At 67.6% G+C, this 22576-nt stretch carries 18 protein-coding genes; 6 read left to right on the top strand and 12 right to left on the bottom strand.

Annotation, left to right across the window (positions count from 1 at the left end; genetic code table 11):
* The 5 genes from Q7V15_RS11150 to Q7V15_RS11130 form a co-directional block, all read right to left on the bottom strand.
* Positions 1–471, bottom strand: a complete 471-nt coding sequence (locus Q7V15_RS11150; RefSeq protein WP_304755637.1) for a polymer-forming cytoskeletal protein — start codon at positions 469–471, stop codon at positions 1–3.
* 62 nt (positions 472–533) lie between these two features.
* On the bottom strand, positions 534–2399 hold the full coding sequence (locus Q7V15_RS11145; RefSeq protein WP_304755636.1) for an acetyl-CoA hydrolase/transferase C-terminal domain-containing protein: 1866 nt from the start codon (positions 2397–2399) through the stop codon (positions 534–536).
* The gene (locus Q7V15_RS11140; protein WP_304755635.1) at positions 2396–4513 is read right to left on the bottom strand and encodes a 3-hydroxyacyl-CoA dehydrogenase NAD-binding domain-containing protein; all 2118 of its coding nucleotides are present in this window, start codon (positions 4511–4513) and stop codon (positions 2396–2398) included. The genes Q7V15_RS11145 and Q7V15_RS11140 overlap by 4 nt, the downstream gene beginning before the upstream one ends.
* An 11-nt stretch (positions 4514–4524) precedes the next feature.
* Positions 4525–5808 carry an acetyl-CoA C-acetyltransferase gene (locus Q7V15_RS11135; protein ID WP_304755634.1) on the bottom strand — a complete coding sequence of 428 codons (1284 nt, stop codon included), beginning with the start codon at positions 5806–5808 and terminating at the stop codon, positions 4525–4527.
* The gene (locus tag Q7V15_RS11130) at positions 5805–8057 is read right to left on the bottom strand and encodes an acyl-CoA dehydrogenase (RefSeq protein ID WP_304755633.1); all 2253 of its coding nucleotides are present in this window, start codon (positions 8055–8057) and stop codon (positions 5805–5807) included. Before Q7V15_RS11130 ends, Q7V15_RS11135 begins: the two co-directional genes overlap by 4 nt.
* 162 nt (positions 8058–8219) lie before the next feature.
* Between Q7V15_RS11130 and Q7V15_RS11125 the strand changes: the two genes are divergently transcribed.
* The 3 genes from Q7V15_RS11125 to Q7V15_RS11115 all read left to right on the top strand — a co-directional run bounded on the left by Q7V15_RS11125 (position 8220) and on the right by Q7V15_RS11115 (position 10883).
* Positions 8220–8675 (top strand): hypothetical protein, encoded by a 456-nt coding sequence (locus Q7V15_RS11125; RefSeq protein WP_304755632.1) that lies wholly within the window; start codon positions 8220–8222, stop codon positions 8673–8675.
* 64 nt (positions 8676–8739) lie between these two features.
* A complete protein-coding gene (locus tag Q7V15_RS11120; protein ID WP_304755631.1) occupies positions 8740–9696 on the top strand; it encodes a bifunctional enoyl-CoA hydratase/phosphate acetyltransferase in 957 nt (318 codons plus the stop codon).
* Positions 9697–9707: 11 nt separating this feature from the next.
* Entirely contained in the window at positions 9708–10883 is a 1176-nt protein-coding gene (locus tag Q7V15_RS11115; RefSeq protein WP_304755630.1) for an acetate/propionate family kinase, read from the top strand.
* A 61-nt stretch (positions 10884–10944) separates the two neighbouring features.
* Here the strand turns inward: Q7V15_RS11115 and Q7V15_RS11110 are convergent, their stop codons facing one another.
* The gene (locus Q7V15_RS11110) at positions 10945–11592 is read right to left on the bottom strand and encodes an OmpW family protein (RefSeq protein ID WP_304755629.1); all 648 of its coding nucleotides are present in this window, start codon (positions 11590–11592) and stop codon (positions 10945–10947) included.
* A 176-nt stretch (positions 11593–11768) separates the two neighbouring features.
* Between Q7V15_RS11110 and Q7V15_RS11105 the strand changes: the two genes are divergently transcribed.
* Together Q7V15_RS11105 and Q7V15_RS11100 are read left to right on the top strand one after the other, a co-directional pair.
* Positions 11769–12095, top strand: coding sequence for a hypothetical protein (locus tag Q7V15_RS11105; protein WP_304755628.1), 327 nt, complete (start codon positions 11769–11771; stop codon positions 12093–12095).
* A 123-nt stretch (positions 12096–12218) separates the two neighbouring features.
* Positions 12219–13064 (top strand): universal stress protein, encoded by an 846-nt coding sequence (locus Q7V15_RS11100; RefSeq protein ID WP_304755627.1) that lies wholly within the window; start codon positions 12219–12221, stop codon positions 13062–13064.
* A 17-nt stretch (positions 13065–13081) separates the two neighbouring features.
* On the opposite strand, the gene Q7V15_RS11095 is transcribed toward Q7V15_RS11100, so the two are convergent.
* Complete coding sequence (locus Q7V15_RS11095) at positions 13082–14026, bottom strand: iron-containing redox enzyme family protein (RefSeq protein WP_304755626.1); 945 nt, start codon at positions 14024–14026, stop codon at positions 13082–13084.
* Positions 14027–14101: 75 nt separating this feature from the next.
* On the opposite strand from Q7V15_RS11095, the gene Q7V15_RS11090 reads away from it, so the two are divergent.
* On the top strand, positions 14102–14707 hold the full coding sequence (locus Q7V15_RS11090) for a flavodoxin family protein (protein WP_304755625.1): 606 nt from the start codon (positions 14102–14104) through the stop codon (positions 14705–14707).
* Here the strand turns inward: Q7V15_RS11090 and Q7V15_RS11085 are convergent.
* From Q7V15_RS11085 to Q7V15_RS11065, 5 genes are all read right to left on the bottom strand, one after another.
* The gene (locus Q7V15_RS11085; RefSeq protein WP_304755624.1) at positions 14701–16584 is read right to left on the bottom strand and encodes a response regulator; all 1884 of its coding nucleotides are present in this window, start codon (positions 16582–16584) and stop codon (positions 14701–14703) included. The two genes, Q7V15_RS11090 and Q7V15_RS11085, sit on opposite strands and share 7 nt — an antisense overlap.
* Positions 16581–18215, bottom strand: a complete 1635-nt coding sequence (locus Q7V15_RS11080; RefSeq protein ID WP_304755623.1) for a response regulator — start codon at positions 18213–18215, stop codon at positions 16581–16583. Before Q7V15_RS11080 ends, Q7V15_RS11085 begins: the two co-directional genes overlap by 4 nt.
* Positions 18212–19279 carry a chemotaxis-specific protein-glutamate methyltransferase CheB gene (gene cheB, locus Q7V15_RS11075; protein WP_304755622.1) on the bottom strand — a complete coding sequence of 356 codons (1068 nt, stop codon included), beginning with the start codon at positions 19277–19279 and terminating at the stop codon, positions 18212–18214. The genes Q7V15_RS11080 and cheB overlap by 4 nt, the downstream gene beginning before the upstream one ends.
* Positions 19276–21456, bottom strand: a complete 2181-nt coding sequence (locus tag Q7V15_RS11070) for a response regulator (protein WP_304755621.1) — start codon at positions 21454–21456, stop codon at positions 19276–19278. Before Q7V15_RS11070 ends, cheB begins: the two co-directional genes overlap by 4 nt.
* A gap of 9 nt (positions 21457–21465) precedes the next feature.
* Positions 21466–22576: methyl-accepting chemotaxis protein (locus Q7V15_RS11065; protein WP_304755620.1), on the bottom strand; the 1111-nt coding region annotated here is incomplete at its 5' end.

Below are 22576 nucleotides of genomic sequence, written 5' to 3'. Positions count from 1 at the left end.
TCAGGCGGCGCTGGATACGGCCGGCGGAGCCGGAACAGCGGCGGGGGCGTCAGCCTCCGCAGGCTTGGCCAACCGCACGCTACGACCCTCGAAGATTGCGCCGGTCTCCATGGCCAACTGCTCATGGGCGATGTCGCCCTCCACATGGGCCGTCCCATAGAGGCGCACCTGACGCGCCTTCATCGGGCCTTTGATATGGCCGCGAATCTCAGCCACGACGGCGACGACCGAGCCCTCAATGCGACCCTGGGGGCCCAGGCTGAGCTTGCCGACCCGAACGTCGCCGCGCACCAGACCATCGATCTGAACCTCGGCCTCACCAGCCACATTGCCTTGCACGCAAAGGCCTGGGCCAATCAGCGACGGGGCCTTGGGCTTGGCTGGCGCGGGCGAAGGCGCTGCAGCGTTGCGCGACGGCGGATTGTCCTCCAGCAGCGGGCGAGGGGAGGTCTTGTTGGCTTTCTCGAACATGGCGGCGTCCCTTCTCGGTACGGTTTGGAGGGAGCTCTGCAAGCCTGGGGCCGCGGTGAAGCTTAGGACCGCGCCATGGCGCCTCGAACGAGACGCGCATAGAGACGTTCCTCCACGCTCCTGGGGCGTTCCAGCCCCAGTCGCTCCAGCGCCTGGCGAACCTGATCATCGGGCCGTCCCGCCGTCAGGCCGCGCAGGACCAGGGCGGCGATGTCCGCCTTGGAGGCCGACGCGGCTTTGATCTTCTGCAAGGCCGGAGCCAGGGCCTGCTCCACCTCGGTCATCTCCGTGCCGAATGGGAAGGGCGGCAGGTCGCCGGCCTCACGGAAGGGCGCCAGGCGGGTGGCCAGGGCGTCGGCGGTGTTGTTGGCGGCCGCGGCGCTGATCTGGTGGTCGCCAGCCAGCTTTCCCGCGGACTTGGCCTGGCCGGTGAGGACGTCGTGAAAGCCCGCATCGGCCACCTCCAGCATCCGGGCGATCACCTCGGCGTCGCGGGCGCCGCGCAGGTCGGCCACGCCGTACTCGGTCACCACCATGTCGCGCAGGTGGCGGGGAATGGTCGTGTGGCCATAGGACCAGCGGATGTTGGATTCCGGGCCGTCGCCCCCTTGGCGGCTGGCCGGGAGGGTCATGATCGAGCGGGCGTCGGGCAGGGCGAAGGCCTGGGCGACGAAGTTGTACTGGCCCCCCACCCCGCTCACCACGCGGCCGTCCTCCAGGGCGTCAGAGGTCACGGCCCCCAGCAGGGTGGCGATCATGGCGTTGTTGACGAAGCGCGCCCCCTTGCGGTCTGCGACACGCTTGTCGAAGTCCGCGCCGTGCAGCTCATTGACGAAGCCCACATCGGTCATGCGGAACTTGGCGCGCTCCTCCAGGGGCATGTCGCGCAGGGCGGCGTAGAAGTCCCGCGGCGCCAGGAAGAAGGCGGCGTCCAGCACCGCGCCGTCCACCTCGCGCTTTAGAACGCCCGCGCGATAGAGCTCGAGAAAGGCGTCCACGAACATCTCGGTGGCTCCGTAGAGCCCCTCTTCGAAGGGTCCGGTGTGGCGCTCCAGAGGATCGTCGGGCGGAGTCAGGGCCTTGAGGATGGCGGCGAAGCGTGTCGGCTTTTGGTGACGCAGGATCAGAGCGTGGGCCACCGCGTGGCCCATGGAGCCGATGCCGATCTCCAGGGTGCCGCCGTCGGGGATCAGGCTCGCGACGTGGAAGCCCATGGCGTAGTGGGTCAGGCTGACCGGCTGCTTGGGCGGGCCGGGCAGGGGAAACTCCACCTCCGGGCTCTCCAGCATGATGGTGAAGGCCTCAGGCGCCAGCTCGGCGGCCCCGGGCATATAGGGCAACTCAGAATTGACCTGGCCCACCAGGATGAGGTCGGTGCGGCCCTCCGCCTTGGCCTTCAACAGTTCCAGGGTCAGGTCGGTGTTGCAGGACAGGCTGTAACGCTCGGCGCCGTCCCGTTCTCCCTTGGCCACCAGTTGGGCGACCACATTGCAGCCGCGCTCCAGGATGTAACGGCTGGCATGGGTGTAGTTGGCGCTGATGTAGTTCTGCTGCACCTCGGGATCGTTCAGCCACATGCCGGCCTGCAGGAAGAACTCGTCCACCTCGACATTGGGCGGCAGGCCGCCGCGGCGCTGGGCCTGAGCGTAGGCGAGCTCGGGATAGCCCCCCAGGGTGCGCTCCATGATCGGCCCCATGAACCGCTTTTCCAACAGGCTGCCGGGCTCGGGCGGCGTCAGGGTGAGTGCGGTGAAGATGCGCAGGGAGATGGAGCGGTCGGTGGCCGCCCGTGCATAGAGGGCGTTGGCGATATGGTTCGCCTTGCCGAGGCCCAGCGGCAGGCCGAGCACCACCTTGCCGTCCAGGCGTTCGATGATCGCCTTGGCGACATCGTCGGCCTTGGTCATCCGCAGCATCGCCCCACTCACGTCAGAAGCTCCCAGCCCTGGTCAGGACGGAAGCGTTCGCCATGGACCGCGGCCAGTTCCTCCATGCGCGCCTTCAAGGTCTGCGCCCCGGCCTCGCGGGCATAGTGGATGGGTCCGCCGCGGAAGGGGGCGAAGCCGGCGCCGAAGATCATGGCCCCGTCGACAATGTCCTCGTCCTCGACCACACCCTTGCGGAGGCATTCTAGGCAGGCGTCGATCATCGGCAGGATCAGGCGGTCGGTCATTTCCTGAGAGGGCTTGGCGAAGGACTTGGCCTTCTGCGGCTCGCCGTCCTTCCAGGCGTAGATCCCCTTACCGGTCTTGCGGCCCAGATCGCCGGCCGTGACCTTGGCGCGCAGGGTGTCCGGCGGGACGGGCAGGGGCTTGTCGAGGCCCGCCTTCAGGCTGTCGGCGACGGCGATGCCCACGTCCAGGCCCACCTGATCGGCCAGTTCGGCCGGCCCCACGGGCATGCCGAAGGCCTCGGCTGCGGCGTCGATCGTCTCGGGGGCGACACCCTCCTGCATCATCACCATGGCTTCCAGCATGTAGGGCGTCAGCGCCCGGTTCACGAGGAAGCCCGGCGCGCTGCGCACAGGGGCGGGCAGGCGATCAATGGCGCCCAGGAAGGCCTTGGCCAGGTTCAGGGTGTCGTCCGCCACGCCCTCATGGGTGACGATCTCCACCAGCTGCATCCGCGAGACCGGATTGAAGAAGTGAATGCCGATCAGCCGCTCGGGCTGGGCGAGACCCTCGGCGAGGTCTTCCAGGCGGATAGACGAGGTGTTGGTCGCCAGGACCGCTCCGGACTTCATGCGCGGTTCGAGATCGGCGTAGATTTTTCTTTTGAGATCAAGCTTTTCAGGCGCCGCCTCAATGATCAGGTCGGCATGGCGAACCCCCTGGCCATCGGGGTCGGGGATCAGCCGATCCAGGGCGTCGCGGGTCTTGGCGCTGTCGTGGCCCAGCTTCGGATAGAGGGTCGCGGCCCGGCCAACGGCCTGGGCGATGACCTCGGGCTTGAGGTCGGCCAGGGTCACCTTGATCCCATGCCAGGCCGCCCAGGCGGCGATGTCGCCGCCCATGGCGCCGGCCCCGATGACGTGCAGGTGGCGCGGCGCCTTGGCCTCCACCTCGGTCAGCCGCTTCATCTTCTCCCGCAGGAAGAAGACCCGGATCAGGTTCTGGGCCGCGTCGGTGGTCATCAGCTGGGCGAAGGAGGCGATCTCGGCCTTGCGCAGGGCCTTCAGATCATCCCCGTGCCGCTCCCACAGATCCACCAGGGCGCCCGGCGCCGGATAGTGTTCCGGGGGCGCCTGCTTGGCCGCCTGGCTACGCATGCGATCGGCTGCAGCGCGGCGGGGAATATCGGCGTGCAGGATGCGTTCGGTGACCTGCTGGCGCAGTCGGCCTAGGCGGCCGGGCTTGGATGAGCGGAACTCGCCGCGGGCCACAGCCGCGACGGCCGCTTTCACGTGCCGCTCGTCGGTCACGGCGTCGGCCAGGCCGATGGCCTTGGCCTCGCCAGGACGCTTGGCCTTGCCGGTCAGCATCATCTGCATGGCGTCCAGCGGATCGATCAGATCCAGCAGGCGAGCTGTACCGCCAAGGCCCGGATGCAGCCCGAGCTGCACCTCCGGAAAGCCCAGGCGCGCCTCGTCGCCCACCAGGATGCGGTGATCGCAGGCCAGCGCGATCTCCAGGCCGCCGCCCAGGGCGTAGCCGTGGATCACCGCGACCGTCGGCGTGCTGAGCTTGGCCAGGCGATCGACCACGGCGTGGGCGCGGGTCATGCGCTGCTCCACCTCGGCGGCGTCGCGGGCGCCGACAAAGGCCTTCACATCGGCGCCAGCGAAGAAGCCGCCGGCCTTGGCCGAGCGGATCACCAGGGCCTTCGGCGCGTCCTGCTCCACCTTGGCCAGGATCTGGTCGAGTTCTTCCAGCACCTCTTCGGAGACCGTATTGGCGCTGGCGCCCGGCTGGTCGGCGATCAGCCAATCGATCCCGTCCTCGTCCCGGGTCAGCCGCCAGGTCTTCCAGGGGCCCGGCGCGCCGGTGTCAGGACCAAGCTCCATCAGCCGGGGCTCAAGGGTCTTCCAGGCGATATCCGTCATCGATGTCTCCTTCAGACCGCTTGGAGCAGCATGGCGCCGCCCTGGCCGCCGCCGATGCATTCGGTGGCGACGCCCCGGGGCTGGGACAGGCGTTTCATGGCGTTGGCCAGGTGCAGGACGATGCGCGCCCCGCTGGCGCCCACCGGATGGCCCATGCCGATGGCGCCGCCATCGACGTTCAGCCGCTCCCGGTCGATCTGACCGAAGTCGCCGTCCAGACCGAGGACTTGGCGTCGGACGTCGTCGTCCTGCCAGGCCGCCAGACAGGCCAGGACCTGGGCGGCGAAGGCCTCGTTGATCTCCCAGATCGGCACGTCAGCCAGGGTCATGTCGTGGGCGCGCAGCAGTTCGGTCGCCGACATCACCGGACCAAGCCCCATGATCTTCGGATCCAGCGCGGCCCAGCGGCTATCGACGATTTCAGCCAGGGGCTCCAGGCCGTGGTCCTTGACCGCGGCCTCCGAGGCCAGCACCACCCAGGTCGCGCCATCGGTGATCTGCGAACTGTTTCCCGCCGTCACCTTGCCGAACGGCGGCTCGAAGGCGGGCTTCAGCTTGGCCAGCTTGTCGGGGCTGGAATCCGCCCGCACCCCATCGTCGCGGTCATAGAGCTCGCCGTCCGGTGCGAAGGCGGGCTCCAGCTCGCCCTTGAACCAGCCCTCGGTGTGGGCGCGGGCGGAGCGGAGTTGGCTTTCGGACGCATAGACGTCCGCCTCATGACGGGAGATGTCGAACATCTGCGCCAGGATTTCGGCGGTCTGGCCCATGTTCAGGTCGGTGATCGGATCGGTCAGGCCGCGTTCCAGGCCGATGACGGGACTAAGGAAATCTGGCCGGAAGCCTATAGCCGCCTTGGCCCGGGCCATGGGGTTTCGGGCGCCGTTCAGCTCGGCGAACCATTCGGTGGCGTCATGGTTCAGGACCAGGGGCGCATGGCTTAAGGATTCCGCGCCGCCGGCCAGGATCAGGTCCGCCGTCCCCTGCTGGATGTAGCGGAAGGCGGTGTCGATCGACTGCATGCCCGAGCCGCAATTGATCTGCACGGTGAAGGCGACCATGGCCTCGCCCATGCCCAGCCGCAGGGCCGCCACCCGCGCCGGGTTCATCTCATCGGCCACCACGTTCACGCAGCCCAGGATGACCTGGTCGAAGGCGCTCGGCGCAAACGGCTGACGAAGCAGCAGGGGGCGGCCGCACTGGACGGCCAGATCCACCGGGGTGAAAGGGCCGGGCCGCCCGCGGGCCTTGATGAACGGGGTACGGGCGCCGTCTACGATATAGACCGGCCGGCTCATTCTGCCGCCTCGACGCGCACCTGCTCGGCTGGCGTCGCCTTGCCGGTGATCTCTTCGGGCGAAAAGTCATCCACGGCGACGACTTTGGCGACGGCAATGGCCACCTCGGCCAGCTTGTCGTGGTCATCGCGGCTGATCAGCCCCTGGTCGAGGGCGGCGGCCGGGTCGCGGACCCGCAGCTTCTTCATACGGTCGCGGATCGGTTCGGTGGAGACCACAAGATCCAGGGCATGTTCCAGCTCGGCCACGGCGTCATCGCCGACGCCCAGATAGACGCCCTCAGTGAGGCGGTCGCGGGTCGCCGACGGCTCCATGATCAGCCGGGCGCAGGCGCGGGTGATCCGGTCGCTGGGGCCGCGGCGGATGATCCCGAAGGGCAGGACGAACAGGCCGAGCAGCCAGGCGACCGGCTGGTTGGGGAAGTTGTCGAGTATTTCCTTCATGCGGCGCTCGATGGTCAGGAAGCCGTCCTGCATGATCCATTCGACCAGCGGCAGGTCCGCCTCCTGGCGGCCATCCTCCTCCCAGCGCTTCAGGGTGGCGCTGAGCAGATAGAGCTCGGCCAGGATGTCGCCAAAGCGGGCCGATAGCATCTCCTTGCGCTTCAGAGAGCCGCCCATGGTCAGGAGGGCCGCGTCGGAGGCCAGCGCAAAGCTGGCCGCATAGCGGCTGAGCTTGCGGTAATAGCGCTTGGTTGGACCGGTCTCCGGCGCGGGACCCAGCAGCCCGTCGCTCCAGGAGCGGATGAAGGCGTTCTTGGCGGTGCGCAGTATGTGGCCGGCATGGGCCCAGACGGTGACGTCAAAGGCGGCCAGCCCTCGCTGCGTATCCTCGTCGGCCAGGGCCTCCATCTCCTTGAGGATGAAGGGGTGGGCGCGGATGGCGCCCTGGCCGAAGACGATCAGGCTGCGGGTGAGGATGTTGGCGCCCTCCACCGTGATCCCCACCGGCACGGAACGGTAAAAGGTCCCAAGGTAGTTCTTCGGGCCATCGATCACAGCCTTGCCGGCATGGACGTCCATGGCGTCGTTGGCGCTGATGCGCATGCGCTCGGTGGCGCTGTTCTTCATGATCGCCGAGACCACCGACGGATGGTGGCCGAGCGCCAGGCCGGCGCAGGTGAACCGGCGGGCGGCGTCCAGCAGATAGGCGTTGGCGGCGATGCGCCCCAGACGCTCCTGCACGCCGTCGAACTCGCCGATGGGAATGCGGAACTGGGTGCGGACCCTCGAATAGGCGCCGGTGGTGCGCGCCGCCATGGCCGCGCCCGCGGCCGACAAGGAGGGCAGGGAGATGCCACGCCCGGCGGCGAGCGCCGCATTCAGCATCATCCAGCCCTTGCCGATCTGGTCCTGCCCGCCAAGGATCGCATCCATGGGCAGGAAGACGTCGTGGCCGGAATTGGGGCCGTTCTGGAAGGCCTGCATGGCCGGAATATGCCGTCGGCCGATCTCGATCCCGGGCGTGTCGGTGGGCGCCAGGATCACGGTGATGCCCAGGTCCTCCTCGCCGCCCAGCAGCCCGTCGGGGTCCTTGACCTTCACCGCCAGCCCGAGAACCGTGGCGATAGGGCCAAGCGTGATGTAGCGTTTGGCCCAGTTCAGCTTCAGGCCCAGCACCTTCTGGCCCTTGTACTCGCCTTCGCAGACCACGCCGGTGTCGGTCATGGCCGTGGCGTCGGAGCCGGCCTCGGCGCTGGTCAGGCCAAAGGCGGGGATGTCGCGGCCATCGGCCAGCCGCGGCAGCCAGAAGGACTTCTGATCGTCCGTGCCGAACTTCATCAGCAGTTCGCCGGGGCCGAGCGAGTTGGGCACCATCACCGTGACTGCGGCGGCCACCGAGCGGGTGGAGATTTTCCGCACCACTTCGGAATGGGCGTAGGGGCTGAAGCCCAGGCCGCCATATTCCTCGGGAATGATCATCCCAAAGAAGCGCTCGCGCTTGATGAAGTCCCAGGCCTCGGGCGGAAGGTCACGGTCCTCCCAGTTGATCTTCCAGTCGTCCAGCATGGCGCAGAGCTGGTCGACGGGGCCGTCGATGAAGGCGCGCTCGGCCTCGGTCAGCTTGGCTGCGGGAATATCCAGCATGGCCTGCCAGTCCGGATCGCCGGAAAAGAGGTCGGCGTCCCACCAGACGTCGCCGGCGGCGATGGCTTCGGCTTCGGTGTCGGACATCTCGGGCAGGACGCCCTTGGCCATGTGATAGATCGGCCGCGTGACAAAGTCGCGGCGCAGGGCGGACCTGTCCATGCAACACCTTCCTGGTTCGGGTTCAGCAAGGCCAACGCGCCAGGGCCGCTTAGGTTCGCCGTGATCGCCGGCAGCCCAAGGGCGGAAAAACTGCGGTTCAAAGCGAACGGAGATCGGGGCCAGGTGTTCTCAGATGAACGCCCATAGCCCCTGGAGATTCCCATGCCCCCCATTCCCGAGCAGCCGGATTTCGAACCGCAGGACCAGGCTGAGGTCTTTGACGAGGACAACACCGTCGGCGCGGGCGACGACATTCCGCCCGCCGAGATGCGCACCTTCGAGGAGATGGCGCAGGTGCGCGACGAGACGGCGGCCATCGGTGACTCCGACGACGATGAGGCCCAGTTCGCTGAGGATTTGACGGACGACGAGATCGTCGCGTTGGGCCGTGACGAACAGGATGGTCTCGCCAGGGACGGTGATCGGCCTGTGTTCGACGCCGCCCAGGACGGCGGCGGCCCGGGTCGGGCTGAGAGCGAGGCGCCGCTGATCGACGCCGGCGACATGCAGGCCGCCCCCGACACCCCACGTGCCGATCCTGCTGGGCTTGAAGCCGAGCGGCTGAGCGATGCTGATCTCCAGGACCTCGGCTATCAGGACAAGTCCTCTAAGGGATGACCCGGGGTGGGCGGCGGCCATCGCCCGTGACAGGCTGCGACCTCGCCACTGACGGAGTTTCCCCTTGACCCTGAGCAACCTGACCGACGGCGCGCCTGGCTCGCAGCTGGAGCGCCTGCTGGCCCTGGCGGATCGACCAGACCCTGTGCGCACGGTGGTGGTCCATCCCGTGGATGACCTCTCCATCATGGGCGCCTTCGAGGCGGCTGAGCGCAAGCTCATCACCCCTATTCTCGTGGGACCAGAAGGTCGCATCCGCGCCGCCGCAGAGGCGGCTGGCGTTGATATCAGCAGCTTCGAGCTACACGACGCCCCCCACAGTCACGCCGCCGCCGCCCTTGCCTGTCTGATGGCCGGCCGGGGCGAGGCGGAGGCCGTGATGAAGGGCGCTCTGCACACCGACGAGCTTCTGGAAGCGGTGGTGGTCAAGGAATGCGGCCTGCGCACCGAACGGCGGATGAGTCACGTCTTCATCCTGGATGTCCCCACCTATCCAAAGCCGCTGCTGGTCACCGATGCGGCGATCAATATCGCCCCGGACCTCACCACCAAGCGCGACATCGTCCAGAACGCCATCGACTGCGCCCGGGCCATGGGGGTCGGGCGGCCCAAGGTGGCCATCCTGGCGGCGGTGGAGACGGTCAATCCGAAGATGGTCGCCACCCTCGACGCCGCCGCCCTGTGCAAGATGGCCGATCGGGGTCAGATCGTCGGGGGCTTGCTGGATGGGCCACTGGCTTTCGACAACGCCATCTCCCGGGAGGCCGCTGAGCAAAAGCACATCGTCTCCGAGGTGGCTGGCGATGCTGACATTTTGCTGGCGCCGGACATCGAGTCCGCCAACATGCTGGCCAAGCAGCTCTTCTATCTGGCGCGGGCGCAGTCGGCGGGCATCGTGATGGGGGCTCGGGTCCCGATCATGCTCACCAGCCGCTCCGACGGGGTGCTCTCGCGTCTGGCCTCCTGCGCCGTCGCCCTGCTGGTGGCCAAGGCCGGCCGCCTCAAGCCGCCCTCCCGCTAGGGGACGCGGGCATGCAGATCCTGGTTCTGAACGCGGGTTCGTCCAGCCTCAAGTTCGCGGTCTATGACGGTGGGCGCGACGGGCTGGTCCTGCAGATGACCGGCGCGGTGTCAGGCCTGCCCGATCGGCCGCAGTTCCGGGTGACCGGCGTGGACGGGGCGATCCTGGCTGAGGCCGATTGGCCCCAGGCGGCCGGCGGGCTTGCCGACGCGCTCGCCTGCGCCCTCGACTGGCTGGCGGGGGAGGGCGGGGTGAGCGCGCCCGCGGCCATCGGCCACCGCATCGTTCACGGGGGCCTGGCTTTTCGCGCGCCCGTCCGCCTGGATGACGAGACCCTCCATCGCCTTGAGGCGCTGTCGCCCCTGGCGCCCCTGCATCAGCCGTTCAATCTCGCCGCCGTCCGCGCCGCCCGGGACCGCTTTCCCAACGCGGCGCAGGTCGGCTGCTTCGACACCGCCTTCCATGCCGCTCAGCCCCGGCTGGCTCGCCTCTACGCCCTGCCGCGCCGGCTCACCGACGAGGGCGTGCTGGCCTACGGCTTTCATGGCCTGTCCTACGATTTCATAGCCGGCGCCCTGCGGGAGCGGTTCGGACCGACCTGCGGCGGGCGGGTCATCGTCGCCCATCTGGGCAGCGGGGTGTCCCTCTGCGCCCTGGCCGAGGGCCAGAGCCTGGCCACCACCATGGGCTTCTCCGCCCTGGACGGCCCGCCCATGGCCACCCGTTCCGGGGCGCTTGATCCCGGCGTCCTGCTCTATCTGATGGAGGCCAAGGGGATGTCGTCGTCCGATCTGACCGACCTTCTCTATCGGCGATCTGGCCTCCTGGGCGTCTCTGGCGAGAGCGGCGATGTTCGCGTGCTGCAGGCCAGCGGCCGGCCAGAGGCCCGAGAGGCGCTGGACCTGTTCGTCTACCGCCTGTCGCGGGAGATCGGCGGCCTGGCGGCAGTCCTGGGCGGGGTTGACCGTCTGGTCTTCACCGCCGGCGTCGGCGAGAACGCCGCAGAGATCCGCGCTGGTGTGCTGAAGGCCTGCGCCTGGCTAGGCGCCGAGCTGGACGCTGAGGCCAATCTGGCGGGAGCGGAGACGATCACCACGCCCGCCAGCCGCCTCCAGGCGCTGGTCCTGCCGACGGACGAGCAGATCGTCATCGCTCGCGCCGCCAGGGCCCTCCTGCAGGGCGCCTGAAAATGAAAAGGCCCCGGCGGTTAAGCCGGGGCCTCTCTTCAGTCTGCGTTTCAAACGCGGCTTAGAACTTGTAGCCGAAACCCGCCGAGACGACCCAGGGGTCCAGCTTCACCGTGGACTTCAGGCCATTGCGGTTGTCGGTGGCGTCGGTCTCGAAGAACACCTTCTTCACGTCGAGATTGGCGCTCCATGGGCCGCTGACCGCCACGTCCACGCCGGCCTGCAGGGCGAAGCCGAAGCCGTTGTCGATGTCCAGGTCGAAGCCGTTCTTGTCCGAGCCGCTGTAGAAGATCATGTAGTTCACGCCCGCGCCCACGTAGGGGCTGACCTTGGCGGCTGGGGCGAAGTGGTATTGCAGGGAGACCACCGGGGGGAGGACCCAGGTCTCCTTGACCTTCACGTCGGCGCCCGGACCCTTGGCGGTGACCGTGTGCTTGGTGGTCCCGGCGATCACCTCGACGGCGAGATTGTCGGTGAAGAAGTAGCTCAGCCCGATGGTCGGCATCACATCGGCGTTCACCTCGGCGCGCAGGCCCGTCGGGGCGCCGGCCAGGGTGGTGATGGAATCGCCGGCTTCCGGATCGACGGTGGTGACCCGGACGTTGAGCATCTTGGTCCCGGCGGTCTTGGGCTGGAACTCTTGAGCCTGGGCCGCCCCGGCGAGGGTGAGGGCGAGGCCCGCGGCGAGGAGGGCGGCGGTGGTTTTCATGACTATCCCCTAATTGACGGTAGGACCGTGGCGGCGTGATGCGCCTGGTCGGGGAGGGCATCCTTGATCTGGCTCAAGCTTGAGCTTGGACTGAGGCTGCGGTGGTTTGATGCTGGTCAAGGCGTCGCCCGCGGAAAGCGCGCCAGGTGCGGTGCGCAACCCCAAGGAGCCGCCCCATGTCGAAGTCCATCAGCAAAGACCTCCGCGAAGACGTCAAAGACCTGCGGGAGAACATCGACGAGACCCTGGAAGACGTCGCCCGCGCCCTTCGATCTGCGGCCGAGAGTCTGTCGGACGAAAGCGAAGAAGCGATCGCCAAGGCGGCTGTCGCGGTTCGCAAGGCCGCTGATGCGCTTTCGGAAAAGGCCAAGCCCGCCAAGGCCCTGGCTGAAAAGGCGGTCCATGAGGTTAAGGATCACCCCATCGTCTCGGCCGGCGCCGCCTTGACCGCCGCGGCGCTGTTGATCAGCCTGTTGGTCGCTGAGCGTCGCAAGAAGGGCTAGGCCCGCGGAATCGCCCGATCGCCCTTGGCCGGGTCCGGGCCTTGCTCAATCTAAGCGCCTCCGTCTCCTGACCCGCGCGGGCTCAGGGGCGGGGGCGGTCGTTGTCCGGACTGGAGACTAGCCATGGCTTTCAAGGATATCCTGCTGCATCTGGAGTCCTATCCTGACCCCACGCCAGACCAGGCTGTGGAGCAGGGGTTGGCCCTCTGCCGGGCGCTGGGGACACAGGTCACGGCGCTGGCTCCGCAGGTCTCCATTCCGCTGAAGACCAACCGACTGGCCGATTTTGCCTTGAGCCTCGGGGAAATGGCCAAGGCCGAGGAGGCGCGCAGCCGCCAAAACGCCCAGGCGACGCTCGACCTCTTCGAAGCCAGGGCCCAGGCCCTGGGCGTCTTCGGCGGCCGGCTATCGCCCCAGGCTGAAGTCTTTGAAATTCCGGAACTGACCGCCCGTGTAGCCCGAACCCGCGACCTGTGTGTCATTCCCTATGGTCGGGAGGCGGCGACCTATCAGGGGGTGGCCGAGGCGATGATCTTTTCATCTGGCCGGCCGGTCGTCATTTTCCGCCCTGACGGGCCCCGGTTCGAGCAAGGTTTGGGTACGGTGGTGGTCGCCTGGGACAACAGCCGTTCAGCCGCCGCGGCTGTGGCCGCCGCCATGCCTGCCCTGGCTTCAGCGCGTAAGGTCGTGGTCTTGACGGTGACCAACGAGAAGGCCAGTGCTCGCTCAGGCGCTGGATCGGACCTCCTCCGCCACCTGGAACGCCATGGGGTCAGGGCTGAGGTCCAGGAGTTTGACTCCGCAGGCGCCAAGATCGGATCCGTGCTCGACCATGTGGTCCTCCGTGCCGAGGCCGACCTCCTGGTCATGGGCGCCTTTGGTCAGTCACGCGCTCGGGAGTTTATCCTCGGCGGCGCAACCCGCAGCATGTTGGAGGCGCCGCCAGCGCCCGTCTTCCTGGCTCACTGAGGCCGAGAGGGTCGCGCTCAGGCCGACTCCTTCAAGGCGACGGGCTGACTGGCCCGTGCGCCGGCCCACAGAAAGGCGCGATAGGCCTCAAAACACTGCTCGCCGCAGCGCAGTCGCATGATCGCACCCTCGGCGATCGCCGGAAGCACCTCGGGGTGATCCCGGGCCAGGGGCGTCAGCGCCTCTGCGTTCCAGGCCTTGGAATGCTCGACGTCCAGCACGGCGTGGAGATCGAAGTACTTGCGCAGCTTGGGCGCCACGCCGAGACGCTTGAGGCCGGCGGCGACGGAGGCGACCCGGGTCGGGGCCGTCAGCTCCACAACGCCCAGGGCGCCGACGGAATGATAGGCATATCGTCGGGTGGTTGCGAAGGCGGTCATGGTGTTGGCCAGGGCCAGAGCCTGCCACAGCGCCCCTTCAAGGGTCGGGGTGAGCTCCAGTCCCTTGACGGTCAGGTCGAGCATCGGGCCATGCATGCCGCCCATGTTGCCGCGGCCCATCTCGTCCCAGTAGTTGCGGGCCAGTTCGAGCTTGGGGCGGTCCGGCAGCTTGACCTGGGTCATGGCCACGAGGTCATCGAAACCGGCTTCGCCGACGGCTTCCTGGGTCAGGAACCAGCGCATTTGGTCAAGATCGGCCTGGGTGGCCAACCAGTCGAACAAGGGGTCCCATTGACCCGGCCCGGTGTCCTTCAGACCCTCGAACCAGGCGATGAAGCCGTCGGGGTCAGTCGGGACTGCGGACACCTCGTCCTGCACCCGCGCGCGAAACGCCTCAATGAACTCGCCCTCCTTGAGCTGCATCCGCAGGTCGCGGTTCAGCTCCAGGCGCCAGTCGTTGCGCGGGGTCGAGGGTGACAGCCGACTGCGATTCCACCGGGCGAGGCCGCGGTGAAGACTATTGGGGTCGGCGAAACCTGCCGCAGGGGCGCTCTGAAGGCCCAGACCTTGGATCATGCCCATGGAAATCTCCTGTTGGCGGAAGAAAGCCGCAGATGGCTGACTGGGTTCCCGTGTGGAGCTTTCGAGGAAGAAATTTTGCTGGCCAAGCTCGCCACATGGGTCTTCGACCTGGGCCAGCCGACCGGATGGTGGGCGGCCGGGTGTTGGAACCCCGCCTTCAAGGGGCCGGGAGTCGGCTATGCTGGCCCGATGAAGACCTTGCTGATCACCTATCATTCCCGCACGGGCGGTTCGCGGCAGATGGCGCAGGCGGCCGCTGAGGCGGCCCGCGGGGCCGATGAAGTCGAGGTGCGGCTGCTGGAGGCCGAGGCGGGCTGCGCCTCAGACCTCCTGGCGGCGGACGGCTACCTCTTTATCTGTCCTGAGAATCTGGCGGCGATCACCGGTGAGATGAAGGCGTTCTTTGATCGCGCCTACTATCCGGTCCTCGGCCAGATCGAGGGACGTCCCTACGCTCTGATGGTCTGCGCAGGCAGTGACGGGGAGAACGCTGTGCGACAGATGGCGCGGATCGCCACCGGTTGGCGGCTGAAGGCTGTGGCCGCGCCGATCATCATCTGCACCCACGCCCAGACGCCGGAAGCCATCCTGGCGCCGAAGCGCCTCGATGAAACCGCCCTGGGCCGCTGTCGTGACCTTGGAGCAGCGATGGCGGCCGGCCTCGCCCTGGGAATCTACTGAGCCCAGACGCGGTCCAGCGCGGCCTGCAAGGTGGCGTTGCTGAACGGCTTGTGGACCAGGATGATTCCGGGCGGCACAGCGACGTCGAAATAGCCCGTGATGAGGATGATCGGTAGATCGGGCCAAGCGGCCTGCGCACGATTGGCGAACTCCACGCCGTTCATGCCGGGCATGGCGAAATCGACCAGGGCGAGGTCAAAGGCGCTATCTCGCCCCAGCAGGTTGAGGGCGGCGTCGGCGCTGTCGACCTCCACAACCTGACAACCGCGATCACGGAGGAACCCGACCGTGACCGCCCTGACCGGCGTCTCATCATCCACGACGAGAATCCGACGGCCGCCAGTATCAGGGGCGAGGTCCTGTCCGTCGCCGGAGCCAACGTCCGGCATTGCCTCCCGGGGCGAGGCGCGCGGGAGGTAGATCTTCACTTCGGTTCCCTGGCCGGGCTCGCTGCAGATTTCCAGAGCGCCCCCGGAGCGCTGGGCGAAACCATAGGCCATGGGCAGCCCAAGACCGGTTCCCTTGCCCACCGGCTTGGTGGTGAAGAACGGTTCCAGCACCCGAGCCAACACCTCCGGAGTCATGCCTTCGCCAGTGTCCTGCACCGACACCACGGCATAGTCGCCGGGGTTGAGGTCCAGACCTGGTGGCGCGGTCTCAACCGGCTGGTTCCAGGCCGAAATGGTGATCCGTCCCCCGCCTGGCATGGCGTCGCGGGCGTTCACGGCAAGGTTCAGGACGGCGAGCTCGAACTGATCGGGTTCGATGGCCGACATCCAGAGGTCGTCGATCAGATTCCAGCTGATCCGGGCGCCCCCGCCCAAGGTTCGTTCCACCAGGTCGCGGGCCTCGGCGAGGATCTCCGCCAGATTGACGACCTCGGCCCCCCGGCTTTCGGTTTGCCGACTGAAACCCAGAAGGCGTTGGGTGAGGGTCGCGCCCTTCTGGGCCGCCATGGTGGCGTTGTCGAGGTAGCGCCGCACAGCACCCTCGTCCCCCAGTCGTCGGGTAGCCAGTTCGAGGCTGCCGATAATGGCGGTCAGCAGGTTGTTGAAATCGTGGGCCACCCCGCCGGCCAGGGTCCCCAGGGCGCGCAACTTGTCGGACTGGCGCAGATGCATCTCCGCCAGCTTCTCGTCGGTGACGTCCCGCTCAACGATCACCAGATGGCGAACCTCTCCGCTGGCGTCAGGGACGGGCACAATGGCGGTTTCGAACCATTGGGCGCCCGACTCGCTCTCAACCTCTTCTAGGACCTCGATCGTCCGCCCCTCCTGACGGGCGCGGGATTCGGCGTCCGTGCGGCCAAGGCCGCCGCCCAATTCCGGCTCAGTCAGGCCCAGGCCATCCTCGACGGCCACCCCCAGGGAAAGCGCCTTGCGCTGGTTGATGCGGATGAACCGCCCGTCGCGGTCCTTGACCGCCACAGCGGCGGGCAGGTGGGCCATCAGCCCACGCAACAGCGAGCGTTCTTCATTGAGGGCGCGGCGCAACTGATGACGCGAGACCGCCGCGCCCACCATGGCGCTAAGGGCCTCGGGGTCCCACGGCTTGGGCGCATAGCCGACAATGCCGCCCTTGTTCAGGGCCGCGGTGACCGAGCTGAGGTCTGCATAGCCGGTCAGGAGTATGGTCTCGGCCTGTGAATAGCGTCGGGCGTGGCTGAGAAAGACGTCGCCGGTCATTTCCGGCATCCGCTGGTCGGAAATGATCACCGCCACATCCGGCTCACCGGCCAGGAACTCGAGGGCTTCAGCCCCGGAATGCGCCGCCTTGACCCTGAAATCAGCCTCGAACAGGTCTTCCAAAGCCACCAGGATGTCGGGCTCGTCATCGACCAGGAGAATGAGGGGAGGCGGATCTTGCGGCGCGGTCATGCCTGGTCTTCCAGGGGCAACTTGATAGTGAAACGCGCGCCGCCAAGGGGCCCGCTATCGACCGTGATGTCGCCCTTGTGGGCGCGGACGACGGCGTAGGCAATGGCCAGGCCCAGTCCAGTGCCGGCGCCCACGGGCTTGGTGGTGAAAAACGGCTCGAAAATGCGGTCGCGATACGCTTCCGGGACCCCTGGACCCGTATCGTTGATTTCAATCCGATATAGGCCATCGGCCTCGCCTGTGGCGATCTCGATGACGCCCTCGCCGCCCAGGGCGTCAGCGGCGTTCGACAATAGGTTCATCACCACCTGATTGAGCAGCGCCGGCGAGGCCGTCAGGGTTGAGCGCGCTTCCAGGCGACGCCGGACCTGAATGGCGCCCAGTTTGGGCGCCAGCAGAGCAAGAACCGTTTCTATCGCGTCCGGTATGTCCAGGCTCTGGCTCTCGGCCTCGTCGAGACGGGAGAATTTCCGCAGGTTCATCACCAGACCCGAGATGCGCTGCAGGCCCATTCGCATCGCCCCGAGTCGGTCGATCGCCTTGGCCAGGGCCACCTTGTCGTCCTCGGCCAGATCGCCCTCCGCCACTTGTCCAGTCAGGCGTTCGACGGTGTTCTGATGCCCCAGGATGAAGGCCAGGGGATTATTGATTTCATGGGCGATGCCGGCGACCAGCTCGCCCAGGGAGGCCATCTTGGCCGATTGAACCAGTTGGGCCTGCGCCTCGCGCAGCTGCTGATTGGCGGCTTCCAGCTCGGCGTTGGTGCGGGCCAGGGCATCTGCGGCGGCAGCGCGGGCCTCGGCCTCCTCGGAACGGCGTGTCTCCTCGGCCAGGAGCTTCCGACGGACCAGGGCGCGGACCCGCATACGCAGAACTTCGTCATCGTCGCTGCTTGCGGCGACGTCATCGGCGCCAGCGTCAAAGGCGGCAGCCAGGCCCGCCGGATCGCTCGCCGCAGGGCCAATCACCACAATCTGAAACGGAAGCGACATTCGCTCACGCCGACGGTCGAGGCTGCGGCAAAGCTCAAGGCCGTCGAGCCCGGCTCCAAAAGCCGGCATCACGATGCAGTCGATCTGGTCATGGGCGGCCGCCATCGCCCCTTCGGCGCTGGCGGCCTCGCTGACTTCATAGCCCACCTGGGCCAGGACCGCCCCAAGGTGCAGCCGACGGGTGGGGCTGTCGTGGACCACCATGACCCGGGCTGGTCGAAAGTCGGTGTCGGTCGCCGCTTCTCCGCCGCCGGTGCGGCCACGACGCAGCAGGGCCCTCAGCCTGGCGAGCATCACATCCATGTCGGCTGATTTGGACACATAGGCGTCGGCGCCGCTCTCCAGGCCCTGTCGCTCCAGGTCCTGTTCCCGGGCGCTGGTCAGCATCAGCAGGGGCAGTGTCCGGGTCCGGCGATTCAGGCGGAGTTGCCGCGAGAGTTCTCGGCCATCCATCCCTGGCAGATGGAAATCAGCCACCACCAGGTCCGGCAGGGGGCCATTCAGACGCTCAAGGGCGGCCTCGGCGCTGGTCACGGTCTGGACAGTGTATCCCTCCGCCTCAAGGCGACCGCGAAGGGCCATGGCCTGGGTTTCGGAGTCCTCGACCACAAGGATCTTGGCGGTCTGATGCGGGCTCATGTCCGCCCCCGGGCGGCGAGTTGGACAATGCGCGGCCCAATCAGGTCCAGAGGCAGAATGTCCCTGGCCGCCTTCAGGCGCACGGCCGCGGCGGGCATGCCGTTGACCACCGCGGTGCTGGCGTGCTCGGCGATGGTGTGCCCGCCGCCTTGCGCCAATCGCGAAAGGCCTTGAGCGCCATCCTCGCCCATGCCGGTCAGAAGAGCCGCGACAGTTCGGGTCGGGGCGATTTCCGCCAGTGAGCCGAACAGAACATTGGCGGAAGGGCGCTGCCCGCCGGCGGGCGGGTCGCGGCTGATGTGGATGATCCCATCGCCGCGGACGCTCAGATGGCTGTCGCCGGGCGCCACATAGATGTGAGACTCTTTGGCCCTCGCGCCATCCATGGCCAGGACCACGGGCATGGCTGACAAACCGCCGAGCCATTTGGCGAAGCCTTCCATGAACGCCGCCCCCATGTGCTGGACGATGAAGACGGGCGCCGGAAAGTCGGCGGGAAGGGCGCCGATCACCTTGGCGAGCGCCGGCGGGCCGCCGGTTGAAGCGGCCAGAGCCAGGAAGTCCAGCCGTTTGAAGGCGCCCGCGCCCCCTGGCGGCGGCCGCGACAGCGGGGTGGTTGCGCCGCCGATGCTGCGCCGGCGGATCACCGGGACGCTGCTCATGATGAATAGCTGCGTGCAGATCGTGTCGGCCAGGCGCTCATAGCTGGCGTTGGCAGGGCCGGCGGGCTTTTCCACGACCGTCAGGGCGCCGGCGCGAAGGGCGTTCATCGAAATGCGCAGGGCGGCGTCCTCGACAGCGTCTGCGATGACGACAATAGGCGTTGGATAGTCAGCCATGATCCGAGCGGTGGCTTCCAGCCCGTCCATGCCTGGCAGGCGGATATCCATGGAGATGACATCCGGCCGGACCTTGGGGATAGCGTCCAGGGCCTCTTCGGCCGAAGCCACCGCCGCGACGATGAGGAAGCGTGGATCGCGGCCGACAATATGGGTCAGCAGTTGCCGCACGACGAGGGAGTCCTCGACGATCATCACCCGGACCGGGTGGGTGGCGGCGCTCACAAGATTCGTCCGATGGTCGCAAAAAGCTCCCGCTGGTCGAACTTCTGTTTGGTGATGTAGGCCTCCGCGCCCAGATCAAGGCCGCGGCGCACGTCGGCCTCGTCGTTTCGCGAGGTCATCAAGATCACTGGCAGGTTGGCGAGCCCCGCATCGGCCTTGATCGCCTGCAGGAGCGAGAAGCCATCCATGCGCGGCATCTCAATGTCGGCCACCACAAGGTCGATGAGGGCCTCAGACGATCGCAGGGTGTTCAAGGCGTCGACCCCATCGACCGCGAGGATCACCCGGTAGCCCTGAGCCTCCAGAATACTCTTCTCCAGGGTTCGGGTGGTGATCGAATCGTCGACCACAAGGACGGTGCGGACCTGTCGCGCAACATCCTCGCGGTTGGCGAGTCCGAGGGCGGAAATCGACAGACGCCGGGCGTTCCTCAGCCATCGGTCGATCAAGGCCTCAGGGTTGAGCACCAGCAGGGGCCGGTCTTCGCCAAGGATCGCGGCGCCCAAGGTCAGGCCTGGGGCGAGGCGGCTGTCGTCCAGGTCCTGCACGGTGAGTTCGCGCACATCGGTGATTTCATCCACCGCCAGCAACAGATGACGCTCACCGCGATGAATGAGGATCAATGGCGTCGCGGCGTCGGACGCCAGAGGGGCTGGGGCGGACTCATGGATGAGGGTGCTGAGCGGTATCACGGGCGTGACAATGTCTGACCCGTCGATTTGTATCCGTGCGCTGGGCGCGCCTTCGACGATTTCCATATCGCTGGCGCGAAGACGCAACAGGGCCTTGATCGCAAAACTGGGCAGGCCAAAGAGTGCGCCGCCGGCCTCCGCCACGACCAGCGTCTGGCGAGCGGCCGATAGGGGGGCGGAAAGCACCACCTCCGTGCCGGCCGGGCGTCGCTGAAGCAGGCGGGCAGATCCGCCCAGGGCGGTCAGCGCCTCGCTCACGGCCGAGAGCCCCATACCTCGTCCGGAAAGTCGGTCGACGGTCTGTGCGGCCGATACGCCCGGCTCGAACGCCATGGCCAAAATCTCGTCAGCCTGACGAAGCGGGGCGCCAGGTTCACGGGGAGGCAGGAGGCCCCGCTCCACCGCGGCGGCCTCGATCCGGGCCAGATCAGGTCCAGCGCCGTCATCGGCGATGTAGATCTCCAGCCGCCCGCCGCGGGCGAGGGCGCGCAAGGTGACATGCAGGCGTTCGTCCTTGCCGGCGGCGGCGCGGACCTTGGCCGGTTCGCCCCCGTGGCTCACAGCATTGCGCAGCAGGTGGATGATGGGCTCGCGCAGGGCCTGAAGCACCCGGCGCTCAGCCCGGACCTCCAGCCCTTCTATTCGGACGTCAACCTCCAGGCCCTGCTCTCGGGCCAGATCACGGACCATGCGGCCAAGATCGCCAAGCACGCTTTCGGCCGGCGTCAGGGTGACTTCGTTGATCTGCTCGCGCAGCGCCGTCAGGCTCTCAGAGACGGCCCAGTTGGCGCGCGCCTGGCGCCTGGTCAGCTCGCCGAGATTTCTGCTGAGGTTCTGGAGTCCCCGCTCAAACGCCAGGCTCCGGGCGGCGTTTCGATCGCGGCCGCCTTTGGCGCGCATCTCCCCCCAGAGACGTTCAAGTTGCGCAGCTTCGCGGCGCAGCCGCTGCGTCATCTCGAGTTGCGCCGCCTCGATCTGCACCTCGCTGGACAGGTGGTGGAGCGACTCGCTCAGACTGTCGCCGAGCTGGGAATCGATCCGCACATATTCGGGCGCCCGCTCCCCGCTGGGCGGGCCGGCCGGGGAAGCCGGCGCTGGGGCGATGTCTCCTGCGGTCGTCGGTGACGGAGTCGCCCCGAGGGCCGCCAGGGCGCGGCTGGCGTCGGGGAGCGGTTGCCCCTCGCGCTGAGCGGCCGCCTGACCCTCGATAGCGTCCAGACCCAGGTGAATCAGATCCACGCTGGCGGGGTCCAGGCCTCGGCCGGCGTCGATGACCTGGGCCAGGCGCTCCTCCAGCCGATGGGCGAGATGCTCGACCACCTCCAGATCCACCGCGCGGGCGGCGCCCTTCAGGCTGTGCAGCCGCCGGAAGACCTCGCGCAGGTCCGCCTCCGCCGGCGCGGCCAGGGCCCGGCGCACGGATTCGAGGTGGTCGCGGTGTTCGATATCGAACGCCGCCAGGAGCTGGGCGCGGAGGTCAGCCACGGGGAGCGATCAGACCCGGTAGCGTTCGGCCAGGCCCAGCAGCTGCTGGGACAGGCTGGCCAGATTGCCGGCGGCTTCCTCCAACTGGCGGGTCCCGACCGCGGTCTGCTGGCTGGCCTGGCGGATGTTCTGCAGGGCGCCCATGACCTGTTCGATCCCCAGCTGCTGCTGGTTGGTGGAGGCGACGATCTGCTGGAAGGTCTGGACGCTCTCCTGCACCCGGCCGGTGATCTCGGTGATGGTGCGCTGGGTGGTGTCGGTGCGCTCCTTGCCGGCCGCCACCCGCTTGACGGCCTCCTCGGTGAGCATGACCGAGGAATTGATGCCCCGCTGGATGTCGCCGAGGATTGATCGGACCTGGTTGGTGGCGTCCTTGGCCTGATCGGCCAGCAGCTTCATCTCGGAGGCCACGACAGAGAAGCTGCGACCGTTCTCGCCTGCGGCGGCGGCCTCGATGGCGGCGTTCAGGGCCAGCAGGTGCGAGCGCTCGGAGATGTCATTCACCGTCGAGATGATGTCGCCGATGGCCTGGGTCTTTTCGCTGAGCGCGACGATGTTTTCGGCCACGGCCTCGGCCTGGTCGCGGATGGCGTCCATGGCCCGGGCGGTCTCGTCCACCGCGCGCAGACCCTCATTGCTGGTCTGGGCGGTGGCCTGGGCCGAGGCGATGACGTCCTGAGCGCGCTTGCCGATCTGGGCGCCGGAATGAGTGATTTCGTCCACCGTGGCGGCGGTCTCCTGCACCGCGGCCAGCTGTTCCTCGACGCTGGCGGCCTGTTCCTGAGAGGAGGCCCGAATCTCAGCCGTGGCGGCGTTCAGGTTTTCGGTCGCCGCCCGGTTCTGCTGGGCCAGATCGCGGAGCCCATCCACCATGCCATTCAGCGTGGCGCCGAGGCGGCCGATCTCGTCGACCCCGGTAAGCTCGGTGTGGCGGGTGAGGTCGCCCTGACCGACCCGCTCCACGAAGGCCATGAACGAGTTGAGGGGCGTAATGATCGACCTGCGGATCAGATAGGCCACAGCCATGGCGATCAAGACGGCCACAATCAAACCGATCAGGCTGGACAGTCGGCTGAACTGGTAAACCTGTTGCACCCGCAGTTGGCCCAGTTCAATCGCC

The sequence above is a fragment of the Phenylobacterium sp. genome (assembly GCF_030651755.1).
Taxonomy (GTDB): domain Bacteria; phylum Pseudomonadota; class Alphaproteobacteria; order Caulobacterales; family Caulobacteraceae; genus Phenylobacterium.
This window is presented reverse-complemented; position numbering and strand designations above follow the sequence as displayed.